This window comes from Streptosporangium brasiliense (genome assembly GCF_030811595.1).
Taxonomy (GTDB): Bacteria; Actinomycetota; Actinomycetes; order Streptosporangiales; family Streptosporangiaceae; genus Streptosporangium; species Streptosporangium brasiliense.
In genome coordinates, this window is the sequence record NZ_JAUSRB010000002.1 from 2,344,977 (window position 1) to 2,368,050 (window position 23,074).

The following is a 23,074-nucleotide window of genomic DNA, read 5'->3' on the forward strand; positions in this document are numbered from 1 at the left end:
GGGGCTCTCGTCCGTGCCTTGTGGGGCGGCTCCCGGGTGGTCAGGGGGGCGGCTCCCGGGTGGTCAGGGGGCGCGGTTCCCGGGTGGTCAGGGGGCGCGGTTCCCGCCGGGTCAGGGGGTCGGCGGCGTGGGGGAGATGGGCGGGATCGCCGTCGCGGGCTCGACCTGCTCCTCGGCGGCGGGCGGCGGGGCCCTGCGGTCGCGGCGCCGGACATACCACAGGCCGAACAGGCCGCCGCAGATGCCCGACACGCAGGTCCAGATCCACCAGCGGTGCCCAGGGTCCGGCTGCACGATCAAGAGCACGGCCAGGGCCACCGCCCACAGGCACGTGCCCGCGAGGATCGTGGCCGTGTCGTTGGTCTTCAACGGCCGGAGATCCGGACGGCTAGGCAGGTTCACACGATCCAGCCTAGGCGACGGGCCCTCACTACCCGCAAAACGCCCCTGTGAGGGCGCGGATCGATCTCGAAACCATCACCATCGTGGCCTGGGCCTTCCGGTAGCGGATGCTCGCTGCCACCCTGCGTCCGTGAGTGACAGCAAAACCTCCCAAATAAGCGCGCTTGACCGTTTCTTTCACATCTCTGACCGTGGTTCGTCGGTGGGCCGGGAAGTCCGCGGCGGTCTGGCCACCTTCTTCACGATGGCCTACATCGTGGTGCTCAACCCCCTGATCATCGCCACCGTCAAGGACGCGGACGGCCAGTTCATCGGCGACGGGAGCGTGCCCAACGTGCCGCTGGTCGCGGCCGGCACCGCTTTCGTCGCCGGTCTGCTCAGCATCCTGATGGGCGTCATCGGCAAGGTCCCGTTCGCGATGGCCGCCGGTCTGGGCCTCAACGCCTTCGTCACCTACGGCATCGCCTCGCAGATGTCGTGGGAGTCGGCCATGGGCCTGGTCTTCCTGGAGGGCGTGATCATCGCGCTCCTGGTGCTGACCGGATTCCGCACGGCGGTCTTCAACGCCATCCCGCCCCAGCTCAAGACCGCCATCAGCGTCGGCATCGGCCTGTTCATCGCCCTGATCGGCTTCGTGGACGCCGGCTTCGTCCGCAAGGCGCCCGCCGTACCGCTGGAGCTCGGCATCGGTGGCAACCTGGCCAGCTGGCCGATCTTCGTGTTCGTGGTCGGAGTGCTGACGATCGCCGTGCTGGTGGCCCGGAAGGTGAAGGGCGCCATCCTGATCGGCATCCTCAGCACCACGGTCCTCGCGGTCGTCGTCGAGGCCATCGGCAAGATCGGCGGCTCGGGGACGCCGGACAGCCCGAACCCCTCGGGCTGGCGGCTCGTCGTGCCGGAGCTGCCCAAGGAGATCTTCGGGTTCAGCAACCCGCTGGTGCTGTTCAAGGAGTTCGACCCGTTCGGCGCCTTCGGCTCCGTCTCGGTCATCCTGGCCCTGCTGCTCGTCTTCACCCTGCTGATCACCGACTTCTTCGACACCATGGGCACGGTCGTGGGCGTCGGCGGCCAGGCCGGGCTGATCAAGGAGGACGGGACCATGCCCAGGACCCGCGAGATCCTCCTCGTCGACTCCATCGGCGCGGCGGTCGGCGGCGCGGCCTCCGTCTCCTCCAACACGACCTACGTCGAGTCGGCGGCGGGCGTCGGGGAGGGCGCGCGCACCGGTCTGGCCAGCGTCGTGACCGGTGTGCTCTTCCTGCTGGCCATCTTCGTCTCGCCGCTGGTCGCCGTCGTCCCCTACGAGGCCGCCACTCCCGCGCTGGTCATCGTCGGCTTCCTGATGATGACCGCGATCCGCGAGATCGACTTCACCGACTACGAGATCGCCATCCCGGCGTTCCTCACGATCGTGCTCATGCCGTTCAGCTACTCCATCGCCAACGGCATCGGCGCCGGCTTCATCAGCTTCGTCCTGATCAAGGTGGCCAAGGGCAAGTCCCGTGAGGTCCACGCCCTGATGTGGGTGGTCGCGGCCCTGTTCGTCCTGTACTTCGCGCTCGGGCCCATCAAGTCCCTGCTCGGCCTGGGCTGAGCGCACAAGGCCGTCATGGCGATCCGCGGGGACCGATCGCCATGACGGCCTTCTGATCAACGGACCCGCATCACGTCCATGGGGTCATGTGCGGACCGTCTCTGCCTGTGGCCTCAGTCCTTGCAAGGTGGATCGGTGATGCGGGAGAGATCGAGGATTGTGTAGCGCCTGCCGGTGCTCTTCCAGAACAGGATCGGCCCATCCGGTGTCGCGGTGCCGAACCGGATCTCGTTCCAGTCCTCCGGAGCCTTGGTCCGTTCGGGGAACCCGAGCAGCGCGGTCCTCTGAGCGCACCGGTCATACAGCTGCGCCGAGGGGCCAAGGTAGCCGCCACCCCACCTGGTGCCCCTGTCGGGGTGGTGGGAGGACGTGCGAGCGCAGGCATCTCGACAGGCTGCTCGGGCTGCTGCGGCGACTGACGTGACATGTAGGCGATGCCTGCCCCGGCGAGAACAAGCGACAGTGCCAGGGCGGACCGTCTCGTGCCAGGCGGGAGCCTCACCTGCTGTCAGACGGATCAAGGGCGGGGATGGTTCCTGCCTTGCCGTCGGGCATCGCGTCCGGCGGGGGCCCTCACGGAGGATGATCCTTTACTTGCGCCGGGTGGCGGGAGGGGGCGGACGTACACTGTGGGTCGGTCCTCCGCCGTGCCGCCTCCACCGGCTCCTGCCTGCGGGGACGTCACGCCGAGGTTGGGGATCGCCGCCCGGTCTGTCACGCTGTACGGCTCGCGCCAAGAAAACGTTGCCTGGAAGGGAATCTTGTGAGTCCGTATATAGTTAGCAAAGGTAATGAGACGTGATAACGAATTCCGAGAAGAGCCAGGCCGCGATCCTGCGAAGCGACGCAGGTCTGGCTTCGGCACTGCGCGTGTCACTGGCACGGCTGAACAGGCGCCTGCGCAGGCAGGCCGCGGGACACTCGCTGACCCCCACCCAGCTCGCGACGCTCGCCGCCGTGGAACGGCATTCAGGGATAACCCCCGGCGGATTGGCCGAGCTAGAGAAGGTGCAACCGCCCTCGATGACGCGCGTGATCGCCGCGCTGGAAGAGCGGGGGCTGGTGTCGCGTACGCCGCACCCGACCGACCGGCGTCAGGTGACCGTGGGCGTGACCGAGCAGGGCTCAACGCTGCTGAAGGAGGAGCGCCGCCGCAAGGAGGCGTGGCTGACGCAGCGGCTGAAGGAGCTGACACCCGAGGAGAGGACGGTGCTCCGGCAGGCGGCTCCGATCCTGGAGAAGCTCAGCCGGATCTAGCCGAGCCTGAGGAACCCGGGGCCTCGGCGGCCCCGCAGGACGCCGAGGCGCACGCCGCACCGGGCACGGGACCGGGGTGGCGGGCAAGAATGCGACGGCTGCACGCCGTGCGCGCCGTACCCGGCAGGAGCCTGGGATGGCGGGCGAGGCTGCGCCGGCGGCGGCTCGCCCGGGCCGCGGCCGCCAGCGAGCTGCAGGCCGTCGAGAGCGGGACGGCCCAGGCCGTGCCCGAGGCGCGGGGCGGGATGTTCCGGTCGCTGCGCAACTACAACTACCGGCTGTTCGCCATCGGTGGAGTGGTCTCCAACGTCGGCGGATGGATGCAGCGCACCGCGCAGGACCTGCTGGTACTGGACCTGACACACGGCAGCGCCGTCGCGCTGGGCGTGACCACCGCGCTGCAGTTCCTGCCGCTGATGCTGTTCGGGCTCTGGGGCGGCATGCTCGCCGACCGCTACCCCAAGCGGCAACTGCTGATGGTCGCCCAGTCGCTCATGGGCCTGCTGGCGCTCACCATGGGCGTGCTCGTGGTGACCGGCGCCGCACAGTTCTGGCACGTCTACGTGATGGCCTTCGCCCTCGGCCTCATCTCCTGCGTCGAGGTGCCGACCCGGCAGTCCTTCGTGGTCGAGATGGTCGGCCGCCAGGACCTGTCCAACGCCATCGCGCTGAACGCCTCCAGCTTCAACCTGGCCCGCGTGGTCGGCCCGGCCGTCGCCGGTGTGCTGATCTCCGTGCTCGGCGGCACGGGCCCGATGTTCCTGATCAACGCGATGTCGTTCGTCGCCGTGCTCGGCGGCCTGGCGCTGATGCGCGCCTCGGAACTGACCGCCCCCGACCCGGTGCCCAGGGCCAAGGGACAGCTCCGCGAGGGGCTGCGCTACGTGCTGGCCCGGCCGGACCTGCTGATGCCGATACTGCTGGTCGCCTTCGTGTCGCTGTTCACGCAGTCGTTCTCGATGTCCATCGCGCTGATGGCCCGCCAGGTCTTCGGCGCGGGCGCGTCGTCCTTCGGCCTGGCCTCCAGCATGTTCGCGGTGGGCGCGCTGGGCGGCGCCCTCATGGCGGCCCGGCGGGTACGGCCCAGCCGGAAGCTGCTGATCGGCGGCGCGGTGTCGTTCGGACTGTTCCAGATCGCCACCGGCCTGGCCCCGTGGTACCCGCTCTATCTGCTCCTGCTCATCCCCGCCGGGGTCGCGTTGATCTCCATCAACACCGCCGCCAACACCAGCGTGCAGCTCGCCTCCTCGCCGGAGATGCGCGGCCGGGTGATGGGTATCTACGTGCTGGTGTTCACCGGCGGCGCCCCGATCGGCGCGCCGCTGCTCGGCTGGATCTCCGAGCTGGGCGGCCCCCGCGTAGGGGTCATGATCGGCGGGGTGCTCACCCTGGCCGGCACCGGTGCGGCGATAATGCTGACCAGGGCGATCGGCAGGAGGTCGCGTGCGACTGTTCGTGGGGTTACCGCTGCCGCAGCGGGTGCGTGACGAGCTCGACCACGCGCTGGGACCCCACCGCGCCGCCTGGCCGGGGATCCGCTGGCCGGACCCGGCGACCTGGCACGTGACGCTGTCGTTCCTGGGGGAGGTGCCGGAGACGGTCCTGCCGGACCTGGAGACGCGGCTGGCCCGCGCCGCGTCGCGCTACGCGCCGATGACGCTGTCGCTCATCGGCGCGGGCGCCTTCCCCGCGCCCGGCCGGGCGCGCGTCTTCTGGACCGACGTGCACGGCTCCCGCCCCCAACTCGTCCGGCTGGCCGACTCCCTGGGGGCCGGGGCGCGGCGTGCCGGAGCCGTGAACGCCGACCGGCGGCGGCTCCGGCCGCACCTGACCCTGGCCAGGTCCCGCGCCGACGTCGACCTGCGCCGCCTGGTCGAGGACTTCGGGCCGTTCGCCGGGACCCCCTGGGAGGCGGGCGCCGTCCACCTGGTGAGAAGCCATCTCGGCGCCGTGGTCCGTTACGAGACGGTCGCCGAATACCCCCTCACGGCGCCGACACCCGGTGGGCGGAGCTAAGCTCCAAGGCGTGGATCGTCCCCGTCGCTGGCTGCTGCCCACGGTGCTCGCACTGCTCGTGCTGCTCGTGGTGATCGGCACCCTGCTCTCCTAGGGCCTGTACCGAGGTCGTTCAAGCCGTCCGTCGATCGCGGCGACAAGGATCGTGGCTCTGTGGCGCACGGCGAGCTTGTCGTACCGGGTGGCCACAGCGCGATGGCGTTGGAGCCGGCGATGGCGGAGTTCTCACCCTTCGGTAAGGTGCGCTTACCGCGGGGAGGGGCCGATGAACTGGCAGGAGCTGGAGACGTTCCTGACGCTCGCCGAAGAGCTGCATTTCGGTCGCGCGGCCGAGCGGCTGCACGTGTCGCGCGCCCGGGTGAGCCAGATGACCAAGGCCCTGGAACGGCGCGTCGGCGCCCCGCTGTTCGAGCGCACCAGCCGCCGGGTGGCGTTGACCCCGCTCGGCCGGCAGTTGCGCGATGACCTCGACCCGCACCATCACGGGATCCTCGCAGCCTTGGCCAAGGCCGCGGACGCGGCGCGCGGCACCGGTGGCGTCCTGCGCGTGGGCTTCTCCAGCCCGCACGCCAGCGAGCTGGTCACGACCGTGATCGAGAGGTTCCGCGGCGAGCATCCCCGGTGCGAGGTGCAGATCCGCGAGGTGCACCTGTCGGACCGCTTCGGCCCCCTGCGCCGGGGCGAACTCGACATCCAGCTCATCGAGCTGCCCGTGGACGAGCCCGACCTGACCGTGGGGCCGGTCCTCCTGCGCGACCCGACCGTGCTCGCGCTCTCCAGCGGGCACCGCCTGGCCGGCCGTACCACGGTCTCACTGGAAGACCTCGCCGACGAGACCGTGCTGATCATCGACGGTATGTCCGGCTACTTCAGGGAGCGGCACTTCCCCGAGCGCACCCCGGGTGGCCGGCCCATCCACCATTCGACGAGCACGACGTACTGGCAGGAACTGCTCGCACTCGTCGCCGCGGGCGAGGGCGTCACCATCGCCGCCGCCCAGGGGGCCCGGTACTACCCTCGACCCAACCTGGTCTACCTCCCGATCGAGGACGCTCCACCTCTTGAGTACGCGCTGCTCTGGCGTACGGCCGGCGTCTCCGCCAAGGGCCTGGCCTTCACCCGGATGGCGGCGGAGGTGTCCACGGCCGCCCGCGGCTCGGGCTCGGTGTAGGACTCGGGCGATTTCTCACGGCTCAGGGGAGGGCCTCGACACGCGTCAGTTGAGGAGGCCACGAGGTCTCCGGCAGGCGGTCTGTCTTGGTCGACCGACCGCCTGCCGGAGACCTCACTCGTCGTCGCGCTACGGCCTGCCCGGAACCATCAAGCCGGCACACGACGCGGCGACCTCGATACAGGCCCTGGCCGGCCTGCTACCAGGCGTATTCCTCGGGGGCCGTCTTGAACCCGGGGAAGATCTCGTCGAGACGGGCCAGCGCCTTGTCGTCCAGCTCGATCTCCAGCGCCTTGGTGGTGCTGTCGAGCTGGTCGAGCGTGCGCGGGCCGATGATCGGCGCGGTGACGGCCTTCTGGTGGAGCAGCCAGGCCAGGCCGACGTTGGCCGGGTCCTCGCCGAGCTCGTCGCAGAACGCCTCGTACTGCTCGATCTTGTCGCGGTGCTTCTCCAACTGCTGGGTGATCATCTCCGAGGCCGACCGCCCCTTGTCGATCTTCCGGAGGATGCCGCCGAGCAGGCCGCCGGCGAGCGGGCTCCACGGGATCAGGCCCAGGCCGTAGTCCTCGGCCGCCGGGATCACCTCGAGCTCGGCGGCCCGGACGATCAGGTTGTAGTGGGACTGCTCGGAGACCAGGCCGAGGGAGTTGCGGCGGGCGGCGACCTCCTGGGCCTTGGCGATGTGCCAGCCCGCGAAGTTGGACGACCCGACGTACAGGATCTTGCCCTGCTGCTTGAGGATGTCCATGGCCTCCCAGAACTCCTCGAACGGGGTGTTCCGGTCGACGTGGTGGGCCTGGTAGAGGTCGATGTAGTCGGTCTGCATCCGCTTCAGCGACGCGTCGGCGGCCCGGCGGATGTTGAGCGCGGACAGGCGGCCGTCGTTGGGCCAGTCGCCCATGTCGCCGTAGAGCTTCGTGGCGATCACGGTCTTCTCGCGGCGGCCCCCGCCCTTGGCGAACCACCGCCCGATGATGTTCTCGGTGATGCCCTCGCCCTTCTTCCAACCGTAGACATTGGCTGTGTCGAAGAAGTTGACGCCCAGCTCGTGGGCATGGTCCATGATCGCGAAGGAGTCGTCCTCCGAGGTCACGGGGCCGAAATTCATCGTGCCCAGGCACAGGCGGCTGACCTTCAGGCCGGTACGGCCAAGCTGCGTGTATTCCATGTGCCCACACTAAGGACCTGGAGTGCGCTCCAGGCGAGTACGGCTTCCGGAGTGGCGCCGGACGGGATCCGGCGGCCGGGGCGGGCCCGCCGCCCGCCGCAGCGCGGGACCGCCGCTCTCTCCGGCACGGCGCCCAGGTCAGGCCGCCGGCCGTGCCGTGACCGCGTGGCCCGCCGCCCCGCTTTCGGCAAAGCAGAGATGACCTTGGTGCGGACAAGAGGCTTCCGCGGCACCACCGGCCCCCGCCGTCAGGGCATGATGACTGAATGGGGAGTAGGCCGGGCAATGTCATGATTCGCGTGCTCGCGGTGGCCGTGCTGGCCGGGACGGCGGTGTTCGCCGGGTCGGGAGCGTGGGCGGACGATGACTCGCCCCTGTTCACCTTCAAGGACAGGCGGATCAACGAGTCGAGCGGCCTGGCGGTCTCGCCGACGCACAAGAACGTCTACTACACCCACAACGACAGCTCGGCCGGACCGGTCTTCTTCGCCGTGGGATCCAGCGGGCGGACCCGCGCGACGTTCACCCTGCAAGGGGCCGAGGCCCGCGACTGGGAGGGGATGGCCGCCTCCCGGGACCCGGCGACCGGGGCGGGAGTGCTCTGGTTCGCCGACATCGGCGACAACTTCGACGGGGCCTGGCCCGACATCTCGGTCTACAAGGTGGCGGAGCCCACCACGCTGCGCGACGCCGTCGTCCCCGCCGTGCGCTACCGGTTCCGCTACGAGGACGGCGGGCACAACGCCGAGGGCGTCATGGTGCACCCTCGCACAGGGCGTCTCTACATCGTGAGCAAGCAGTTCGCCGGCTCGGTCTACGCGGCCCCGAAGCGGCTGCGCACCGACAAGGTCAACGTGCTCCGCAAGGTCGGCTCCGCGCCCATCATGGCCACCGACGCCGCCTACGCCCCCGACGGATCGAGTTTCGTGATCCGCACCTACTTCTCCGCCACGGTCTACCGCGCCCCGGGAGACCAGATCGCCCGGGTGACGATGCCGCCCCTGGAGCAGGCCGAGTCGATCGCCTACACGGCCGACGGCAAGGCGCTGCTGACCGGCAGCGAAGGGGCCGGCAGCCCGGTCTACCGGGTGCCGCTACCGGCCAGGGTCCTGCAGGAGACGGCGCCCACGCCCACCCCCACGCCGGTGGCCAGCAGGGGCGCCGGCCGCGGCACCACGCTGGTGGCCGACGCGAAGGCCGACGAGGACGCCGACGCCGGGGTGCCGGGCTCGGCCGTGGCCGTCTGGCTGGCGGTCGCGGCGGCGGCCACCGGAATGATCACCTTCATCGCCCGCCGCACCCGTTAGACGGCTCCGACCGCTGCTCGCCGCCGGCGGCGGGGAGGCGTCGCAACCAAACAGCGACCCGCGCCCGGCATCCTTCATGCCATGCGCGATCAGAGTCCACCGCCCGGCCCGTACCGTCCACTGGGGGTGAACTGCCCGGAGTGCGGCACGGCCATCACCGGCGGCCACGACCGTTGCCCGCGCTGCGCGCTGCCGCTGCGGGGACCCGTGGCGGCCGAGCTGTGGCAGCTCGACAGGGCACTGGCCGGGCTGCGGGCACAGGAGGCGGACCTCCTGGCCAAGCGTGAGCGGTTGCTCGGCCTGCTCCGGGCGGAGCGGCCCGGCCCGGCCGGGAGCGGTCCGGGCGTACGGCACGCGGAGGCCGGGAGCGGTCCGGGCGTACGGCACGCGGAGGCCGGAGCGGGTCCCGAGCGGGCTCCGGCGGAACCTCCCCGGGCGGCCTCCCCGGGGCTCCCCGGCACGCCGTCGGAGAACGCGCCCGACCCCGGGCGGCCGGTCCTCTCCGCAGCGGCCCAGCCCAGCTCCCCGATGTCCGGGCGGCCGGGGGTCCCCGTGCCCGCCCTGCCACGGGCCGCCGCACCCGCGTCACCTGGACCTTCCGGGGGCGTCGCGCCGCGGCGGGAATTCTCGCCGAAGGCCGTGCAGAACCTGCTGCTCGTCCTCGGGGGCCTGCTGCTGGCCGTGGCGGCCATCGTCTTCACCGTGGTCAGCTGGGGGCAGATCGGCATCGGCGGGCGGGCGGCGATCCTCGCCGGGATCACCGTGCTGACTCTCGCCGCGCCGAAGCTCCTGGTGAAGCGAGAGCTGACCGCCACCGCCGAGACCGTCGCGGTGCTCGGCGTCACGCTGATCCTCCTGGACGGCTACGCCGCCCGGCGGGTCGGCCTGGCCGGGATCGACGGCATCGGCGGGCTCGACTACGCCGCCCTGCTGACCGGCCTGGCCGCGCTCTTCCTGGCGGGATACTCGCGGCTGCTCCCGCTGAGGCTGCCGGCGCCGATGGCGGTCGTGCTCGCCCAACTGCCCCTCCCGCTGCTCGCCCTGGGCCAGCCGGCCCCCTGGATCACCCCCGCCCTCGCGGTGACGGCCGCCGCCGACGCCGCCCTCCTCGTATTCGGCCGCAGGCCGGGTAAGGCCACGCCGGCGCCGGAAGGCGTGGAAGGGCCGGTGGCGGCACCGGGGAGCGGTGCGTCGGCGGTGCCGGGTGGCGCCGGCGGTGGCGAGCCCGTGGCGGTGCCGGAAGGCGTCGGCCTGGAAGGGCCCGTGGCGGGGCCGCTCAGGGCGGGTGCGAGGGGGCCGGTGGCGGGGCCGGGGCGCGTGGCCGGGGTCCGGGCGACGGCGGGGTTCTGTTTCGGCCTCGTGTGGACGCTGGGCGTGGGCTACGGGGCTCTGGACTCCTATCTGAGGCTGACCGCCCCCTTCGGCGCCGATCCCCTGGCCGGCGCGCTGGCCAAGGGGGCGCTGCTGGTCCTGCTCGCCGTGGCCGGCGTGGCCGTCGCGCCCCGGGTGGGCGTGGGCCGGCTCAGGGGGCTGACGGCCGGGGCGGTGCTCGCGCTGACCATCGGCCTGGCCACCTCGGTCTGGCCGCTGCTCCCGCCCAACTGGTGGATCGTCTCGCACACCGTCGCCGCGCTGGCTGTCGCGGTGGCCGCGCTCCGTCTGCCGGGCCTGAAAGATCCACGGGTCCGCTCGGCCGGCGCCGTCTCCGCCGGAACCCTGGCCGCGATCACCGCGCTCCCGTACCTGCCCGCGGTGATCGTCACACTGCTCGCGCCGTTCAACCGGTTGGACAGGGTCTGGACGGGTGCCTACGGGCCCGCCGGAGACTGGTGGATCTCGCCGTTCCCCGAGGGCGTGGCCGTGCTCGGGCTGCTGACGGCGGCCCTGGCGGTGACGGCCCGCCGGGGGCCCGCGTCCCTGTGGCCGGCCGCCCTGGCCGTCGGCACAGTCACGGCGGCCGTCACCCCGGCCGCCTCCGGCTGGAGCTACACGGTGGATCTCGCGGTCCTGCTGGCCCTGGCCGTCGTGTCCGTGGCCTGCCTGACCGTGGCCCGGCGGCCACGGCGGGCGTGGGCCTTCACGGTGACGGCCGGGGCGGTCGCCACGCTGGCCGTGGCCACCGCGCTCGCCGAGCGGACCACCACGTACGCGGCGCTCGCGGTCCTGCTGGCCGCGTGCGGCCTGGCGACCTTCACCGCACGGGTGCCACGGGCCGCCGCGGCCGCCCTGGCGATGGCGGTGCTGTCGGCGACCGGCCTGATCTGGGCGGTGACCGTCGGGACGGGATGGCTGCCGGTGCTCGAAGGACTGGCGCTGGCACTGGCCGCAGGCGCGCTGCCGGCCGGGCTCCTCGCCCTCCACCGGTGGCCCGTCCCAGAGACGGCCACGGAGTCCGGACCGGGTGGGACGGCCGCCGAGCCTGGGCCCGGTGGGATGGCCACGGAGTCCGGACCCGGTGGGACGGCCGCCGAGCCCAGGCCCGACGGGGCCGCCGATCATGGGACAGCCGGAACTGGTGCCGCCGGTGGATCGGCGGCCCCAGGTGGGACGGTCGGGGCTGGGACTGGAGCCACCGGTGGACCGGTCGCTGAGCACGGGGCCGCCGAGCATGGGACGGCCGGAACTGGTGTCGCCGGTGGATCGGCGGCCGGCGGCGGGACCGCCGGGGGCGGGGTCGTTGACCCTCGGAGGGGGACGGGGCTCGTGCTGGGGGCCGTGCTCGCCGCGCTCGCGCTGCTCCCCATGCATGCCGCCCTCGCCGAGATCCTCAGGTTCTACCGGCCGCTCACCCTGCCGTGGACCGCGCTGGACGTCCCCGCCGGCCGCCACCCGCTCCTCGTCGTGGTCGCGCTTCTGGTCGCGGCGGCGGCGGTGCTGCTCTCCTGGCAGGTCGCCGGGGGCGGCGGCGCGTTCCGGGCCGGGCTGGCGGCCTGGCCGGTGGTGGTGGTGACCCTGCCGGTCTCGGTCGGCCTGCCGTACGGGCTGGAGGTGGGGCTGTTCGTCGTGGGTCTCGGCCCGTCGGCCTGGGCGGCCGCGCGGAGCCGTACGGACTGGGCGCTCGGTGGGGCGGCGGCGCTGTGGACGGCCTCGACCGCGCTCTCCTGGGCGCTCATGAGCAGACCCGCGACGCTGATCGTGCTGCCGGTGGTCGCGGCGGTCGCGGCGGCGGTCGCCTTCCGGGGGCGGGCGCGGGCCGCGCGGGTCGCCGGCGCGGGGCTGGCGACGGCCCTCGCCGGCGGCGAGGTGCTCGCCGCCGGGCTGGCGCTGGAGTGGCCGGTACGGCACGCGGCGTTCGGCGTGCTCGCCGTGGCCTGCCTGGCGGCGGCCGTGGCGGGCAGGTTCAGGAGGGCGACGCCCGCGATCGGGGTGGAGGCGGCCGGCTACGCCCTCGCCGCCGTGGGCCTGTGGCTCGGTGCCGCCGATCTGCCGCTGGCCGGGCTGGCCTGCGCGGTCGTCGGCGTGCTGATGGCCGGTACGGCGCTGCGGCCCGACCGGCGATGGGCCGGATACGTGGGGACCGGCTTCCTGCTGGCAGCCTCCTGGCTGCGCCTGCTCGCCTCCGACGTCACCGTCGTCGAGGCGTACACGGTGCCGTTCTCGGTGGTCCTGCTGGCGTTCGGCTGGTGGCGGGCGAGGGGCCGCGAGACGTCCTCGTGGGTCGCCTACGGCTCCGGGCTCGCCTCCAGCCTGGTCCCCAGCGTGATCGCGCTGCTCGCCGGGGCAGGCTGGATCCGGCCACTGCTGCTCGGCGCGGTCTCGCTGGCCGTGCTGCTCGTCGGGGCGCGTTTCCGGCTCCAGGCGCCCGCGCTGCTCGGCGGCCTCACCCTGGCCGTCGTCGCCCTGCACGAGCTGGCGCCATGGATCGCGCAGATCGTCGTGATGGTGCCGAGATGGGTGCCGATGGCGGCCGGGGGACTGCTGCTGGTCGTGCTCGGCGCGACCTATGAGGCGCGGCTGGGGGACGTGCGTCGCCTGCGTGCCGCCGTCAGCCGGATGCGCTGACCCGACCCCTGCCACCTGGTCGCCCCTCAGCCAGACCCTCTCGGCCCGGCCCCTCCGGCCTCACGCCGGGCCGCCGGCTTGAGGCGCGGGCCGGCGGCTTGACGCGCGGGCCGGCGGGACGGGCTCCGGCGGACGGCTTGGCGCGGTGGTAGGCCACGATGACGACCCTGCCCCGGCTGCAGGCGCCCTGCCCGTCGCAGGCCCTGACCGGCACCTGGTACAGGATCGGCCGGCCGGCCCTGGCGGTCACCGTCCCGTCGGGGCCGACCGTCACCTCCAGCCGTGGCTCCGGGGCGCCCGCGCTGTAGGTCACCTCGTCGCCCTCCGGGTCCTCCGAGTCGAGGGAGCCGCCGATGCTGTGCCTCACCGGCCCGGACAGCACCAGGTACGGCACGCTGGGCGGCCGGTTCCGCACGGCGAGCGAGGAGGCGCAGGAGATCGAGACCGAGTCGAGGAGGTTGCCGTAGTCGGGCCGACCCGTCCCGGAGGAGACCGAGACGAACTCCACCCGGGTCGTCCACTGTCCCCGGGGGACCGTGTAGCTGCCGCTGTAGTGGCCCCATCCGCCGTTGCCGTCGGCGATGTCGGGTGAGTCCTGCCCGGCCGGGGTCTGCACGACGCCTCCGATCCTGACCCGCATGACGTCTTTGCTGTCCGGGCTCCCGGTACGGCCACGGTGCGCCAGGCTCCAGTCCAGTGTGGAGCCGGGCAAGGTCCTGATGTCCTGGTGGAGCGTGGCCACCGAGGTCCCGTTCAGCTCGGCGAACTGGTCGCCGGTGTCGGGGGGGACCGTGAAGTTCATCGGGGCGGCGCGGTTGTCCCGGCCCCAGATCTCGATGAGGCCGTCACTCGACGAGGTGCGCCACCCGGGGACGTCCTCGCGCAGGTGCTCCTGCCCGCGCAGGCCGTCCGGCTCCTCAAAGCCCCCGCTCACCATCGTGCACTCCCCGCCCGTGCCGTTCCGCGCGGCCGAGACCGGCTGGGGGGTGAGGAGGAGGGCGGGGGCGGCCAACGACACCGCCACACCCGTCAGGAGAACACGCAGGGGGCTCCCTGCCCCGGCATGCGACCTTTTCATATGTTTCCCCCGAAATGAATAGCCGCATCGCGTTCCGCGTGCGGACGTATTCCCGTATTCCCTGCTCAGTGGGGGTAAAGCTTGCCTACATATGGGTGCGATCAATAACGAGACGGGGCATCCCCTTCTTTTCTGGAGAGGATTGCCGTTAACTTTCGGGCATGTGCCTCCCGGTGGCCGGAGCGTCCGGTTCCGTCGGCTCGCCCGTGGCGGTCGCGCCCCTCGCCGCCGGTCCTGAGCCGTTTCTCGCCGTGTGCGATTCAGAAAAAGCGTGGAAAGTCACGGCCGGTCCCGGAGCGGAGGGGAATCCCACCTCTGGGAAGGTCGGCATCCCTGCCGGTAGGGTCGCGCCGTGAACATCGGGATCGTCGGCGCGGGAATCGTCGGTCTGGCGGTGGCCAGGGAGGTGGCGCGGACCCGCGGCGCCACGGTGACCGTCCTCGACAAGGAGGACCGGGTCGGAGCCCACCAGACCGGGCACAACAGCGGGGTCGTCCACGCGGGGATCTACTACCAGCCGGGCTCGCTGAAGGCCCGGCTCTGCCGCGAGGGCGTGGCCCTGCTCCGGCAATACTGCGCCGAGCACGGCATCCCCTACGAGGAGGTCGGCAAGCTGGTCGTCGCCTCCACCGCGGCCGAGCGGCCGGGGCTGCGCGGGATCGCCGAGCGCGCCCGTGCGAACGGGGTCCCCGGCATCGCCGAGCTGGACGCGCTGGCGCTGCGGGAGGTCGAGCCGCACACCGTCGGGGTGGCGGCCGTGCACTCCCCGCACACCGCGATCGCCGACTTCCCCGCCGTCGCCCGCCGCCTGGCCGCGGACGTGGAGGAGACGGGCGGTTCGGTGCTGCTGTCCCACCCGGTCCGCGCGCTGCGGGAGACCGCGGGCGGGGTGGAGGTGCTCGCCGGGCCGCGCAGGCTCCGCTTCGACCGGCTGATCGTCTGCGCCGGGCTGGGCACCGACACCGTCGCCCGGATGGCCGGGGCGGCCGGCGACGTGCGGATCGTCCCCTTCCGCGGGGAATACTACGAGCTGGCCGGCGCCTCGAAAGACCTCGTCCGGGGGCTGATCTACCCGGTGCCCGACCCCCGCTACCCGTTCCTCGGCGTGCACCTGACCCGCAGGATCGACGGCGAGGTCCTGGTCGGACCCAACGCGGTCATGGCCCTGGCGCTGGAGGGCTACTCCTGGGGTGACATCGATCTCACCGACCTGCGCCGGATCCTGGCCTGGCAGGGCACCCGGCGACTGGCGGCCAGGCACTGGCGGACCGGGGTGAGGGAGGTGCTCGGCTCCATGGCCAAGGGGTCCTTCCTGGCGGCCGCGCGCCGCTACGTGCCCGAGCTCACCAGGGCCGACCTGGTCAGGACCGCCGGCGGGGTCCGGGCCCAGGCGGTCGCCAGGGACGGGAGCATGCTCGACGACTTCGCGATCGACGTGCACGGCCGCGTTACCCTGGTGCGGAACGCCCCCTCACCGGCGGCGACGTCGAGTTTGGCGATCGCCAGGCATATCGTGGGGTTAACCTCTGTGTTGACCCGTTAACTGCTTTTTCATGTGGGCGAGTGAAGATAAAACCCGTGACCGACTCACCCGAAGCCCGCCTGCTGATCGTCGAGGACGAGCCGAACATCCTCGAACTGCTGGCCGCGAGCCTGCGGTTCGCCGGGTTCGGGGTGAACACGGCGGGCAACGGCACGGACGCCGTCGCCGCGGTCCAACGGCACCGCCCCGACCTCATCGTGCTCGACGTGATGCTGCCGGACATGGACGGATTCGACGTCGTGCGGCGCCTGCGCGGCGGCGGCACCGACACGCCGGTGGTCTTCCTCACCGCGCGTGACGCCACCGATGACAAGATCCGGGGGCTCACGGCGGGCGGGGACGACTACGTGACCAAGCCGTTCAGCCTGGAGGAGGTCGTGGCCCGGATCCGGGCGGTGCTCCGCCGTACCGGCGCGGGAGACCTGCCGGCCCGGCCGCCCCGGCTCACCTTCGCCGACGTCGAGCTCGACGAGGAGAGCCACGAGGTGTGGCGCAGGGGCAGGGCCGTGGCGCTGTCGCCGACGGAGTTCAAGCTCCTGCGCTACTTCATGGCGAACGCCGGCCGGGTGCTGTCCAAGGCCCAGATCCTCGACCACGTGTGGGACTACGACTTCCGGGGTGACGTCGGGATCGTGGAGTCCTACGTCTCGGTGCTCCGCCGGAAGATCGACAACACCGATCCCCGGTTGATCCACACCCTGCGCGGGGTCGGCTACGTCCTCCGCCTGCCGCCGTCTTCATGATCATCAATGGGTTCCCGCTGCGGGTGAAGCTGATCGGGATCATCCTGGTCCTGCTGAGCATCGCGCTCACCCTCATCGGCATCGGCAGCGTCTCGATCATGCGCGGCTACCTGATCGACCGCGTGGACAGCCAGATGGACCTGACCATCGACGCCACGCTGCGCCGCCTGCACCGCGGAGCCGTGACGCTGGTCGGCAAGCCGCTCCCGGCCGACACCAGGCTGGAGCTCCGCAACGCCAGGGGCGGGATCATCCTCCAGCTCAGCGGTGGCGACGTGGAGGGCAAGCCCACCCCGCACGTGTCGCCCGGACAGGTGCACGGGCCGTTCAACAGCGGTGAGTGGCGGGTCCACATCAGTCCCCTGGACAACGGCAGGAGCCTTCTGGTGGCCGTGGACATGGCAGAGGTCCGGCAGATCATCGGCCAGCTCGCGCTGGTGGAGCTGCTCGGCGGTGGCGGGCTGATGCTCGCGCTCGCCGGGGTGGGCGTGGTGGTCATACGGCGGAGCCTGCGCCCGCTGGAGGAGATCGAACGCACCGCCCAGGCGATCGCAGCCGGGGACCTGAGCCGCCGCGTCCCCGACGCCGACCCGCGCACCGAGGTCGGGCGCCTGGGCCAGTCGTTGAACGGCATGCTCGCCCAGATCGAGACCGCCTTCCGTGCCCGGTCGGAGTCCGAGGCCTCGGCCCGCCGCTCCGAGGAGCGCATGCGGAGGTTCGTCGCCGACGCCTCGCATGAGCTCCGCACGCCGCTGACCTCCATCCGCGGCTTCGCCGAGTTCTACCGGCAGGCACCCGACGTCGACCCCGCGCCGCTGCTGCGCCGGGTGGAGTCCGAGGCGGTCCGGATGGGGCTGCTCGTGGACGACCTGCTGATGCTCGCCCGGATGGACCAGCAGCGGCCGGTCGCCATGCGCCCGGTGGACCTGCTCGCCATCGCCGCCGACACCGTCCACGACGCCCGCATCCTCGCCCCCGCCCGCCAGATCACGCTCTCGGTGGACGGCGCCGCGCTCATCGTCTCCGGCGACGAGGTACGGCTCCGCCAGGTCGTGGGCAACCTGATGACGAACGCGCTCACCCACACCCCGGACGGCACCCCCGTCCGGATGACGCTGTCCGCCCGGGACGGCATGGCCGTCATCGAGGTGGCCGACGAAGGTCCGGGGCTCAGCGCCGAGCAGTGCGAGCGGGTCTTCGAGCGGTTCTACCGCGTCGACTCCGCCCGCGGCCGCCGCGCGCCCGAGGACGGCGGCAGCGGTCTCGGCCTGGCCATCGTCGCGGCCATCGTCGACACCCACGGCGGCACGGTCGAGGTGGACTCCGTCCCGGGGGAGGGCTCGACCTTCCGGGTGGCCCTCCCCCTGGCGGCCGAAGACGGCTGATCCTCCGGTCCCCGGCGGCCGAGCCGGGTTGTGATCCTCGGATCCCCAGCGGCCGAGGACGGCTGCCCCCGGCGGCCGGGCCGGGCTGATCTCCCGGTCCCCGGCAGCCGGGCTGATCCTTCGATCTTCGGCGGCCGGACCCCGGCTGACCCTCCGCTCCCCGGCGCGGGGACGGGCGTCAAGCGCCTGCCGGCCAGCTGCTGTCGGGGAAGCCTCCGGTGACCGTGCCGCCGGGGAGCACCACCCGCTCGTTCTCGCGCAGGCCCGCGGTGATCTCGATGTACCGGTCGCTGCGGACCCCGGTCCGCACGGCCCGCTCGACGCCGCCCTGAACGGTGACCACCGACCCTCCGCCCGCCTTGGACCGTACGGCCTGCGCCGGGAGGTAGAGCGCCTGCTCCGACTCGGCGACGGTCACCGTGACGGTGGCCGTCTGGCCGACCATGAGGCCCTTCGGAGCCTTGTCGAAGGCGACCGCGACCCCGTATCTCACCAGCCGGTCGGTGGTGGTCGCGGTGGGCGCGATGCGGGTCACCGTACCGGTGTGCTCATCGCCCTCCCGGGTGGCCAGCGTGATCGACGCCCGCTGTCCCAGTTTCAGCTCCCCGATGTCCGACTCGGTGAACAGCGCCTCCACCTGGAGCTCGTCGAGGTCCCCGAGGGTGACGAACGCGCCGGTGCCCACGCTGTCGCCGACGGCTCCGGCCACTGACAGGACGGTCCCGTCGGCGGGGGCGACGATCCGCACGCCCGCCAGCTCCTCCCGGGCGTCCGTCAGGTCGGCCTCCGCCCGCTTCACCTCGGCCTCGGCCTGGTCCACGCTGAGTGCGCGCTGCCCGCCGGTGCCGGTGCCGGTGCCGCCGGTGTCCGTCCGGCCGGTGCCGCCGTCCTCCCCGGAGCGCCGGTCGGCGCCCTGGGTGGGGCTCTGCCGCGGACACGCGGTGTCCCGCGGTCCGGGAGTGCGGCCGACGGTCGGCGTGGGACTCGCGCCGGGCTCCGCGGTCGTGGTGGACGTGGGCCGGGCCGACGGGCCGGGCTCGGGATGCTCGCTCGGCCGGGCCGTCGGGCCGGACCCGGTCGGGCCCGTGTTCGCGGGCGGGCGGCCCACCGTCGGCGTGGCGGTCACGGTGACCGTGGCCGTGGCCGTCACGGTCACCGTCGGGGCCGCCGTCACCGTGACGGTCACCGTCGGCGCGGGCTCGGGGGACCCCTCGGTGGGCGTGGGGGCGGGTGTCGGCGTGGCCGTGGGTTCCGGCGTCGGCGTCGGCGCCGGTGTCTCCGCCCGCGCCCGGGACAGCGCCGACACCGGCGCCGGTGTCCGCGCGGGCCCGAGGAAGTAACCCGCGGGCCGGAGGAAGTAGCCGGCGGGCGCGATCCCGCCCGCCGGGGCCACCGCCACCGGCCGCTCGGCCGTGGCCGGCGCGGAGGTGCGGCCCGGACCCGGGGATCCGGTCGGACCGCCCGTGCCACCGGGCCCCGCGGTGCCGTCCGGGCCGGGCGTTCCTCTCCGGCCGGCCGTGCCGCTCGGGCCCGGTGCGGCGGTGGGCCGGGCCGACGCGCCCGGCGTCGCCGTGGGGACGCAGGCCGCCTGCCGGGCAGGGTCGCCCGACGTGCCCTGCTGCCCGGCCTGCTGCTGGGTCTGTTGCCCCTGGGTCTGCTGTCCCTGAGTCCGGGCCTGGGACTGAACCTGGGGCTGAGCCTGCGATGTCTGCGATGTCTGCGACGTCGCCGCGTCCTGGGCCCCGTCCAGTGCCTCGCGGGCCGCCGAGAGCTGCGCCTTGGCCGCGGCGTAGCGCTCGCGTGCGGGCGCGGAGCCGATCCTGGCCAGCACCTCGCCCCTGCCGACCTTGTCGCCGGCCTTGACGTAGACCTTCGTGACCGTTCCCGATCCGCCGAAGGCCAGCTCACGGGTGCTGTCCTCCACCGTGTTGCCCGCGGCGGACACCTCGGCCGTCACCGTTCCCCGCCTGGCGGAGGCCAGCTCCACCCGGGGCGCCGGAGCCGAGCCGTCGTCGAGCGTGTAGATCACGCCCGCGCCCACCAGGACGAGGGCGGCCAGGGCGAGTCCTCCCGTCCGCAGGGGCTTCGGGAGATTGGTCGGTCTCATGACGGACCATATTGGTCTGCTCGATTCACTCTCTCCTCACAAATCCCTGAAGGTTTCCTGCGTATCTCCGGGCGCGGCGCGCGGTCTGCAGCAAACCTTCAGCCGGAGCCAGGGGTGCGTTTAAGGAAAATGCGTCAGGGTACGGCGCTGTGAAGCTGTCGACCAAGCGCAGAGCGCTGATCGTGAACGGGACCCTCGGGGTCCTGTTGCTGGGCGGCGCGGGGATCGCCTACTCCTCTCTCGGCGGGGGAGTCTCCTCCGCCGACACCGCGGCGCGGACCGTGTCGGTGGCCCGGAGCACGGTGGTCGCCTCGGTGTCCGCCTCGGGGGCCGTGGAGAGCGCCCGGGCGCGTTCGCTCGGCTTCGGATCGAGCGGCACGGTGAAGAAGATCTACGTCGAGGTCGGGCAGAAGGTCACCAAGGGGCAGATCCTGGCCCGGCTGGACGACGCCGCCGCGCAGGAGAGCCTGGAGGCGGCCGCCGCCGCTCTCGACTCCGCGGACGACGACACCTCGACGGCCGCCTCCTACGCCCAGTACGTCAACGCCAGGAACACCTACCGGGCGGCCCGGCGGACCGTGGCGGGCACCGTCATCAAGGCCCCGTTCGCCGGCACGGTCACCGCCGTCAACGGCACGGTCGGCGGCTCCTCCAGTGCCTCCGGCTCCTCGTCGAACACCTCCTCGGGCGGCTCCGGGGGGTCGGGCGGCGCGGGAGGTTCGGGAGGTTCGGGAAACTCTGGCGGTTCGAGTGGTCCGGCGGGCGGATCCGGCGGCTTCATCGAACTGGCCGACACCCGGAGGCTCCAGCTCGTCGGCGACTTCACCGAGTCCGACATCACCAAGCTCAAGGTCGGCCAGAAGGCCTCCGTCCGGTTCGACGCGCTGACCGGCGTCACCGCGGCCGGCAAGGTCACCCAGATCCAGCCGACCGCCGCCACCAGCAACAACGTGGTCCAGTATCCGGTGACGATCTCCTTCACCGACGTGCCCGACGAGGTCCGGCTCGGCCAGACGGCCACGGTCGAGGTGGTCGTCGAGCAGGCCGAGAACGTGCTCGCGGTCTCCTCCGCGGTGATCTCCACGGCGGGCGGCCGGAGCACCGTGACCGTCCTGCGGGACGGACGGCAGGTGCCCACCCAGGTCGAGGTCGGCGTCAAGGGCGACGCGCTCACCGAGATCAAGTCGGGGCTCGGTGAGGGCGACCAGGTCGTCCGCCCGGCGACCACCGGTACCACCCAGCAGCAGGGCGGGTTCCCCGGCCTCGGCGGCGGCGGCCGGGGCGGTGGCCTCGGCGGCGGTGGTGGTGGCCTCGGCGGAGGCGGTCGATGACCGCCCCGGTGCTGTCCGTCCAGGAGCTCTGGAAGGTGTACGGCGAGGGCGACGCCCAGGTCCGCGCCCTGCGCGGGGTGTCCCTCACCGTCGAGCGGGGCGACTACGTGGCCATCATGGGCGCCTCCGGCTCCGGGAAGTCCACGCTCATGAACATCCTGGGCTGCCTGGACGTGCCGTCCTCCGGCCGCTATCTCATCGACGGCACCGACGTCGGGACGCTGGAGGAGCACCAGCTCGCCATCCTGCGCAACCGGAAGATCGGTTTCGTCTTCCAGTCGTTCAACCTGATCCCCAGGATGAGCGCGCTCGCCAACGTCGAGCTGCCCATGGCGTACGGCGGGGTCGGCGCGGCCGAGCGGCGGACCCGCGCCCTGGCGGCCCTGGAGCAGGTCGGCCTGGCCGACCGGGTCCGCCACGAGCCGAACGAGCTCTCCGGCGGCCAGCAGCAGCGGGTGGCCGTGGCCCGGGCACTGGTCACCTCGCCCTCGCTCCTGCTGGCGGACGAGCCGACGGGCAACCTCGACACCAAGTCCACCGGTGACGTGCTGGAGATCCTCGACCGGCTGAGCGCCTCGGGCCGGACAATCGTGATCATCACGCACGAGGACGACGTGGCCGCGCACGCCAAGCGGGTCATGCGCCTGGTGGACGGCGAGTTCGTCGAGGACCGCCGCCAGGCCCCGGTCGACGGCCCACCGCCCCGGATGCCGGAGGTCCCCGCGTGAGCTGGTTCGAGATCCTCCGCTTCGCCCTCCGCGGGCTGGCGGCCAACAAGCTGCGCAGTTTCCTGACCACGCTGGGCATCCTCATCGGGGTGGCCGCGGTGATCCTGCTGGTCGCCTTCGGCGAGGGCGCCTCGCGGAGCATCCAGCAGAACATCCAGCGGCTCGGCTCCAACACCCTCACCATCTCCGCGTCCTTCTCCGGGGGCGGTTTCGGCGGCGGTGGCGGCGGTCAGGGCGGCGGGCCGCGCACGCAGGCCAGGCAGCTCACGCTGGAGGACGCCAGGGCGCTGGCCGACCGCGAGCAGGCCCCGTCGGTCAGGAGCGTCTCCCCGGTGGTGACCGCCACGTCGGCCACCGCCGTCCATGAGGGGACCAGCCACACGATCTCCCAGCTCGTCGGTACCTACCCGAGCTACTTCGAGGCCACGAACAAACCCGTCACGAGCGGCACCTACTTCGTCAACGACGACGTGCTCGCCGCCCGGAAGGTCATGGTGATCGGGCGGACCGTGGCCGAGGAGCTGTTCGGCGCGGCGGACCCGGTCGGCCGGCAGGTCAGCGTCTCCGGGGTGCCGTTCACGGTGGTCGGGGTGCTGAAGGAGCTGGGCTCCGCGGGGATGCAGGACGCCGACGACGTCGCGATCGTGCCGCTGCCCGCCGTACAGCAGAGCCTGACCGGCTTCGGCGCGCTCGGCTCGATCGTCGTGCAGGCGACCGGCGCCGACACGACGGAGTCGGCGCAGGCCGAGGTGACGGCCATCCTCAACCAGCGGCACGACATCACCCCCACGGGCACCGCCGACTACCGCATCCTGAACCAGGCGACCCTGCAGGAGACCATCAGCTCGACCATCGGCGTCTTCACCGCCCTGCTCGGCGCGGTCGCCGCCATCTCCCTGCTGGTCGGCGGCATCGGCATCACCAACATCATGCTGGTCACCGTCACCGAGCGGACCAGGGAGATCGGCATCAGGAAGGCCATCGGGGCGCCCAGGAGCGCGATCCTCGGCCAGTTCCTGCTGGAGGCGACGGTGCTGAGCCTGGTGGGCGGCCTGTCGGGCGTGGCGATCGCGTTCGTCGGCAGCCGGTTCACGATCGCGGGCATCGAGCCCGCGATCGTGCCGTCGTCGATCGCGCTGGCGCTCGGCGTCTCCGTGGGCATCGGCCTGTTCTTCGGCGGCTACCCGGCCAACCGGGCGGCCAAGCTCCGGCCCATCCAGGCCCTGCGCCACGAGTGACCTG

At 72.6% G+C, this 23,074-nt stretch carries 17 protein-coding genes; 13 read left to right on the forward strand and 4 right to left on the reverse strand.

Annotated features, from left to right (window positions below; translation table 11 throughout):
* Positions 1-111 precede the first annotated feature (111 nt).
* The gene (locus tag J2S55_RS19570) at positions 112-402 is read right to left on the reverse strand and encodes a DUF2530 domain-containing protein (RefSeq protein WP_306862944.1); all 291 of its coding nucleotides are present in this window, start codon (positions 400-402) and stop codon (positions 112-114) included.
* Between the two features lie 130 nt (positions 403-532).
* Here J2S55_RS19570 and J2S55_RS19575 point away from each other — a divergent pair, with 130 nt between their 5' ends.
* The 5 genes from J2S55_RS19575 (at position 533) to J2S55_RS19595 (ending at position 6,440) form a co-directional block, all read left to right on the forward strand.
* The gene (locus J2S55_RS19575; protein WP_306862946.1) at positions 533-1,996 is read left to right on the forward strand and encodes an NCS2 family permease; all 1,464 of its coding nucleotides are present in this window, start codon (positions 533-535) and stop codon (positions 1,994-1,996) included.
* Between the two features lie 801 nt (positions 1,997-2,797).
* Positions 2,798-3,253, forward strand: coding sequence for a MarR family winged helix-turn-helix transcriptional regulator (locus J2S55_RS19580; RefSeq protein WP_370879789.1), 456 nt, complete (start codon positions 2,798-2,800; stop codon positions 3,251-3,253).
* A gap of 245 nt (positions 3,254-3,498) precedes the next feature.
* On the forward strand, positions 3,499-4,740 hold the full coding sequence (locus J2S55_RS19585; protein ID WP_370879790.1) for an MFS transporter: 1,242 nt from the start codon (positions 3,499-3,501) through the stop codon (positions 4,738-4,740).
* On the forward strand, positions 4,697-5,269 hold the full coding sequence (thpR, locus tag J2S55_RS19590) for an RNA 2',3'-cyclic phosphodiesterase (RefSeq protein ID WP_306862954.1): 573 nt from the start codon (positions 4,697-4,699) through the stop codon (positions 5,267-5,269). The genes J2S55_RS19585 and thpR overlap by 44 nt, the downstream gene beginning before the upstream one ends.
* Before the next feature lie 265 nt (positions 5,270-5,534).
* Positions 5,535-6,440, forward strand: a complete 906-nt coding sequence (locus J2S55_RS19595) for a LysR family transcriptional regulator (RefSeq protein ID WP_306862957.1) — start codon at positions 5,535-5,537, stop codon at positions 6,438-6,440.
* Between the two features lie 199 nt (positions 6,441-6,639).
* Here J2S55_RS19595 and J2S55_RS19600 read toward each other — a convergent pair whose 3' ends face one another.
* The gene (locus J2S55_RS19600; RefSeq protein ID WP_306862959.1) at positions 6,640-7,608 is read right to left on the reverse strand and encodes an aldo/keto reductase; all 969 of its coding nucleotides are present in this window, start codon (positions 7,606-7,608) and stop codon (positions 6,640-6,642) included.
* Positions 7,609-7,898: 290 nt separating this feature from the next.
* On the opposite strand from J2S55_RS19600, the gene J2S55_RS19605 reads away from it, so the two are divergent.
* On the forward strand, positions 7,899-8,915 hold the full coding sequence (locus J2S55_RS19605) for a hypothetical protein (RefSeq protein ID WP_306862962.1): 1,017 nt from the start codon (positions 7,899-7,901) through the stop codon (positions 8,913-8,915).
* Between the two features lie 81 nt (positions 8,916-8,996).
* Positions 8,997-12,917 (forward strand): SCO7613 C-terminal domain-containing membrane protein, encoded by a 3,921-nt coding sequence (locus J2S55_RS19610; protein ID WP_306862965.1) that lies wholly within the window; start codon positions 8,997-8,999, stop codon positions 12,915-12,917.
* Here J2S55_RS19610 and J2S55_RS19615 read toward each other — a convergent pair.
* The gene (locus J2S55_RS19615; protein ID WP_306862968.1) at positions 12,901-13,941 is read right to left on the reverse strand and encodes a hypothetical protein; all 1,041 of its coding nucleotides are present in this window, start codon (positions 13,939-13,941) and stop codon (positions 12,901-12,903) included. The two genes, J2S55_RS19610 and J2S55_RS19615, sit on opposite strands and share 17 nt — an antisense overlap.
* A gap of 406 nt (positions 13,942-14,347) precedes the next feature.
* On the opposite strand from J2S55_RS19615, the gene lhgD reads away from it, so the two are divergent.
* Genes lhgD through J2S55_RS19630 form a run of 3 tightly spaced genes read left to right on the forward strand, consistent with a single transcriptional unit; the run spans position 14,348 to position 17,666 of the window.
* A complete protein-coding gene (gene lhgD, locus J2S55_RS19620; RefSeq protein WP_306862971.1) occupies positions 14,348-15,538 on the forward strand; it encodes an L-2-hydroxyglutarate dehydrogenase in 1,191 nt (396 codons plus the stop codon).
* Positions 15,539-15,573: 35 nt separating this feature from the next.
* Positions 15,574-16,281 (forward strand): response regulator transcription factor, encoded by a 708-nt coding sequence (locus J2S55_RS19625; protein WP_306862973.1) that lies wholly within the window; start codon positions 15,574-15,576, stop codon positions 16,279-16,281.
* Entirely contained in the window at positions 16,278-17,666 is a 1,389-nt protein-coding gene (locus J2S55_RS19630) for a sensor histidine kinase (RefSeq protein WP_306862976.1), read from the forward strand. The genes J2S55_RS19625 and J2S55_RS19630 overlap by 4 nt, the downstream gene beginning before the upstream one ends.
* Positions 17,667-17,844: 178 nt before the next feature.
* Here J2S55_RS19630 and J2S55_RS19635 read toward each other — a convergent pair whose 3' ends face one another.
* Positions 17,845-19,773, reverse strand: a complete 1,929-nt coding sequence (locus tag J2S55_RS19635) for an efflux RND transporter periplasmic adaptor subunit (RefSeq protein ID WP_306862978.1) — start codon at positions 19,771-19,773, stop codon at positions 17,845-17,847.
* A 149-nt stretch (positions 19,774-19,922) separates the two neighbouring features.
* Here J2S55_RS19635 and J2S55_RS19640 point away from each other — a divergent pair, with 149 nt between their 5' ends.
* The 3 genes from J2S55_RS19640 to J2S55_RS19650 are packed head-to-tail and all read left to right on the forward strand — an operon-like array spanning position 19,923 to position 23,070.
* The gene (locus J2S55_RS19640; protein WP_306862981.1) at positions 19,923-21,104 is read left to right on the forward strand and encodes an efflux RND transporter periplasmic adaptor subunit; all 1,182 of its coding nucleotides are present in this window, start codon (positions 19,923-19,925) and stop codon (positions 21,102-21,104) included.
* Positions 21,101-21,832, forward strand: coding sequence for an ABC transporter ATP-binding protein (locus tag J2S55_RS19645; RefSeq protein ID WP_306862983.1), 732 nt, complete (start codon positions 21,101-21,103; stop codon positions 21,830-21,832). Before J2S55_RS19640 ends, J2S55_RS19645 begins: the two co-directional genes overlap by 4 nt.
* A complete protein-coding gene (locus J2S55_RS19650) occupies positions 21,829-23,070 on the forward strand; it encodes an ABC transporter permease (RefSeq protein ID WP_306862986.1) in 1,242 nt (413 codons plus the stop codon). Before J2S55_RS19645 ends, J2S55_RS19650 begins: the two co-directional genes overlap by 4 nt.
* Positions 23,071-23,074 lie beyond the last annotated feature (4 nt).

Excerpts from the sequence above, each read along its gene's own strand:
- J2S55_RS19585 (WP_370879790.1), top strand. The coding sequence starts at position 3,499 with ATGTTCCGGTCGCTGCGCAACTACAACTACCGGCTGTTCGCCATCGGT.
- J2S55_RS19595 (WP_306862957.1), top strand. The coding sequence starts at position 5,535 with ATGAACTGGCAGGAGCTGGAGACGTTCCTGACGCTCGCCGAAGAGCTG.
- J2S55_RS19600 (WP_306862959.1), bottom strand. The coding sequence starts at position 7,608 with ATGGAATACACGCAGCTTGGCCGTACCGGCCTGAAGGTCAGCCGCCTG.
- J2S55_RS19605 (WP_306862962.1), top strand. The coding sequence starts at position 7,899 with ATGATTCGCGTGCTCGCGGTGGCCGTGCTGGCCGGGACGGCGGTGTTC.
- J2S55_RS19610 (WP_306862965.1), top strand. The coding sequence starts at position 8,997 with ATGCGCGATCAGAGTCCACCGCCCGGCCCGTACCGTCCACTGGGGGTG.
- J2S55_RS19630 (WP_306862976.1), top strand. The coding sequence starts at position 16,278 with ATGATCATCAATGGGTTCCCGCTGCGGGTGAAGCTGATCGGGATCATC.
- J2S55_RS19635 (WP_306862978.1), bottom strand. The coding sequence starts at position 19,773 with ATGAGACCGACCAATCTCCCGAAGCCCCTGCGGACGGGAGGACTCGCC.
- J2S55_RS19645 (WP_306862983.1), top strand. The coding sequence starts at position 21,101 with ATGACCGCCCCGGTGCTGTCCGTCCAGGAGCTCTGGAAGGTGTACGGC.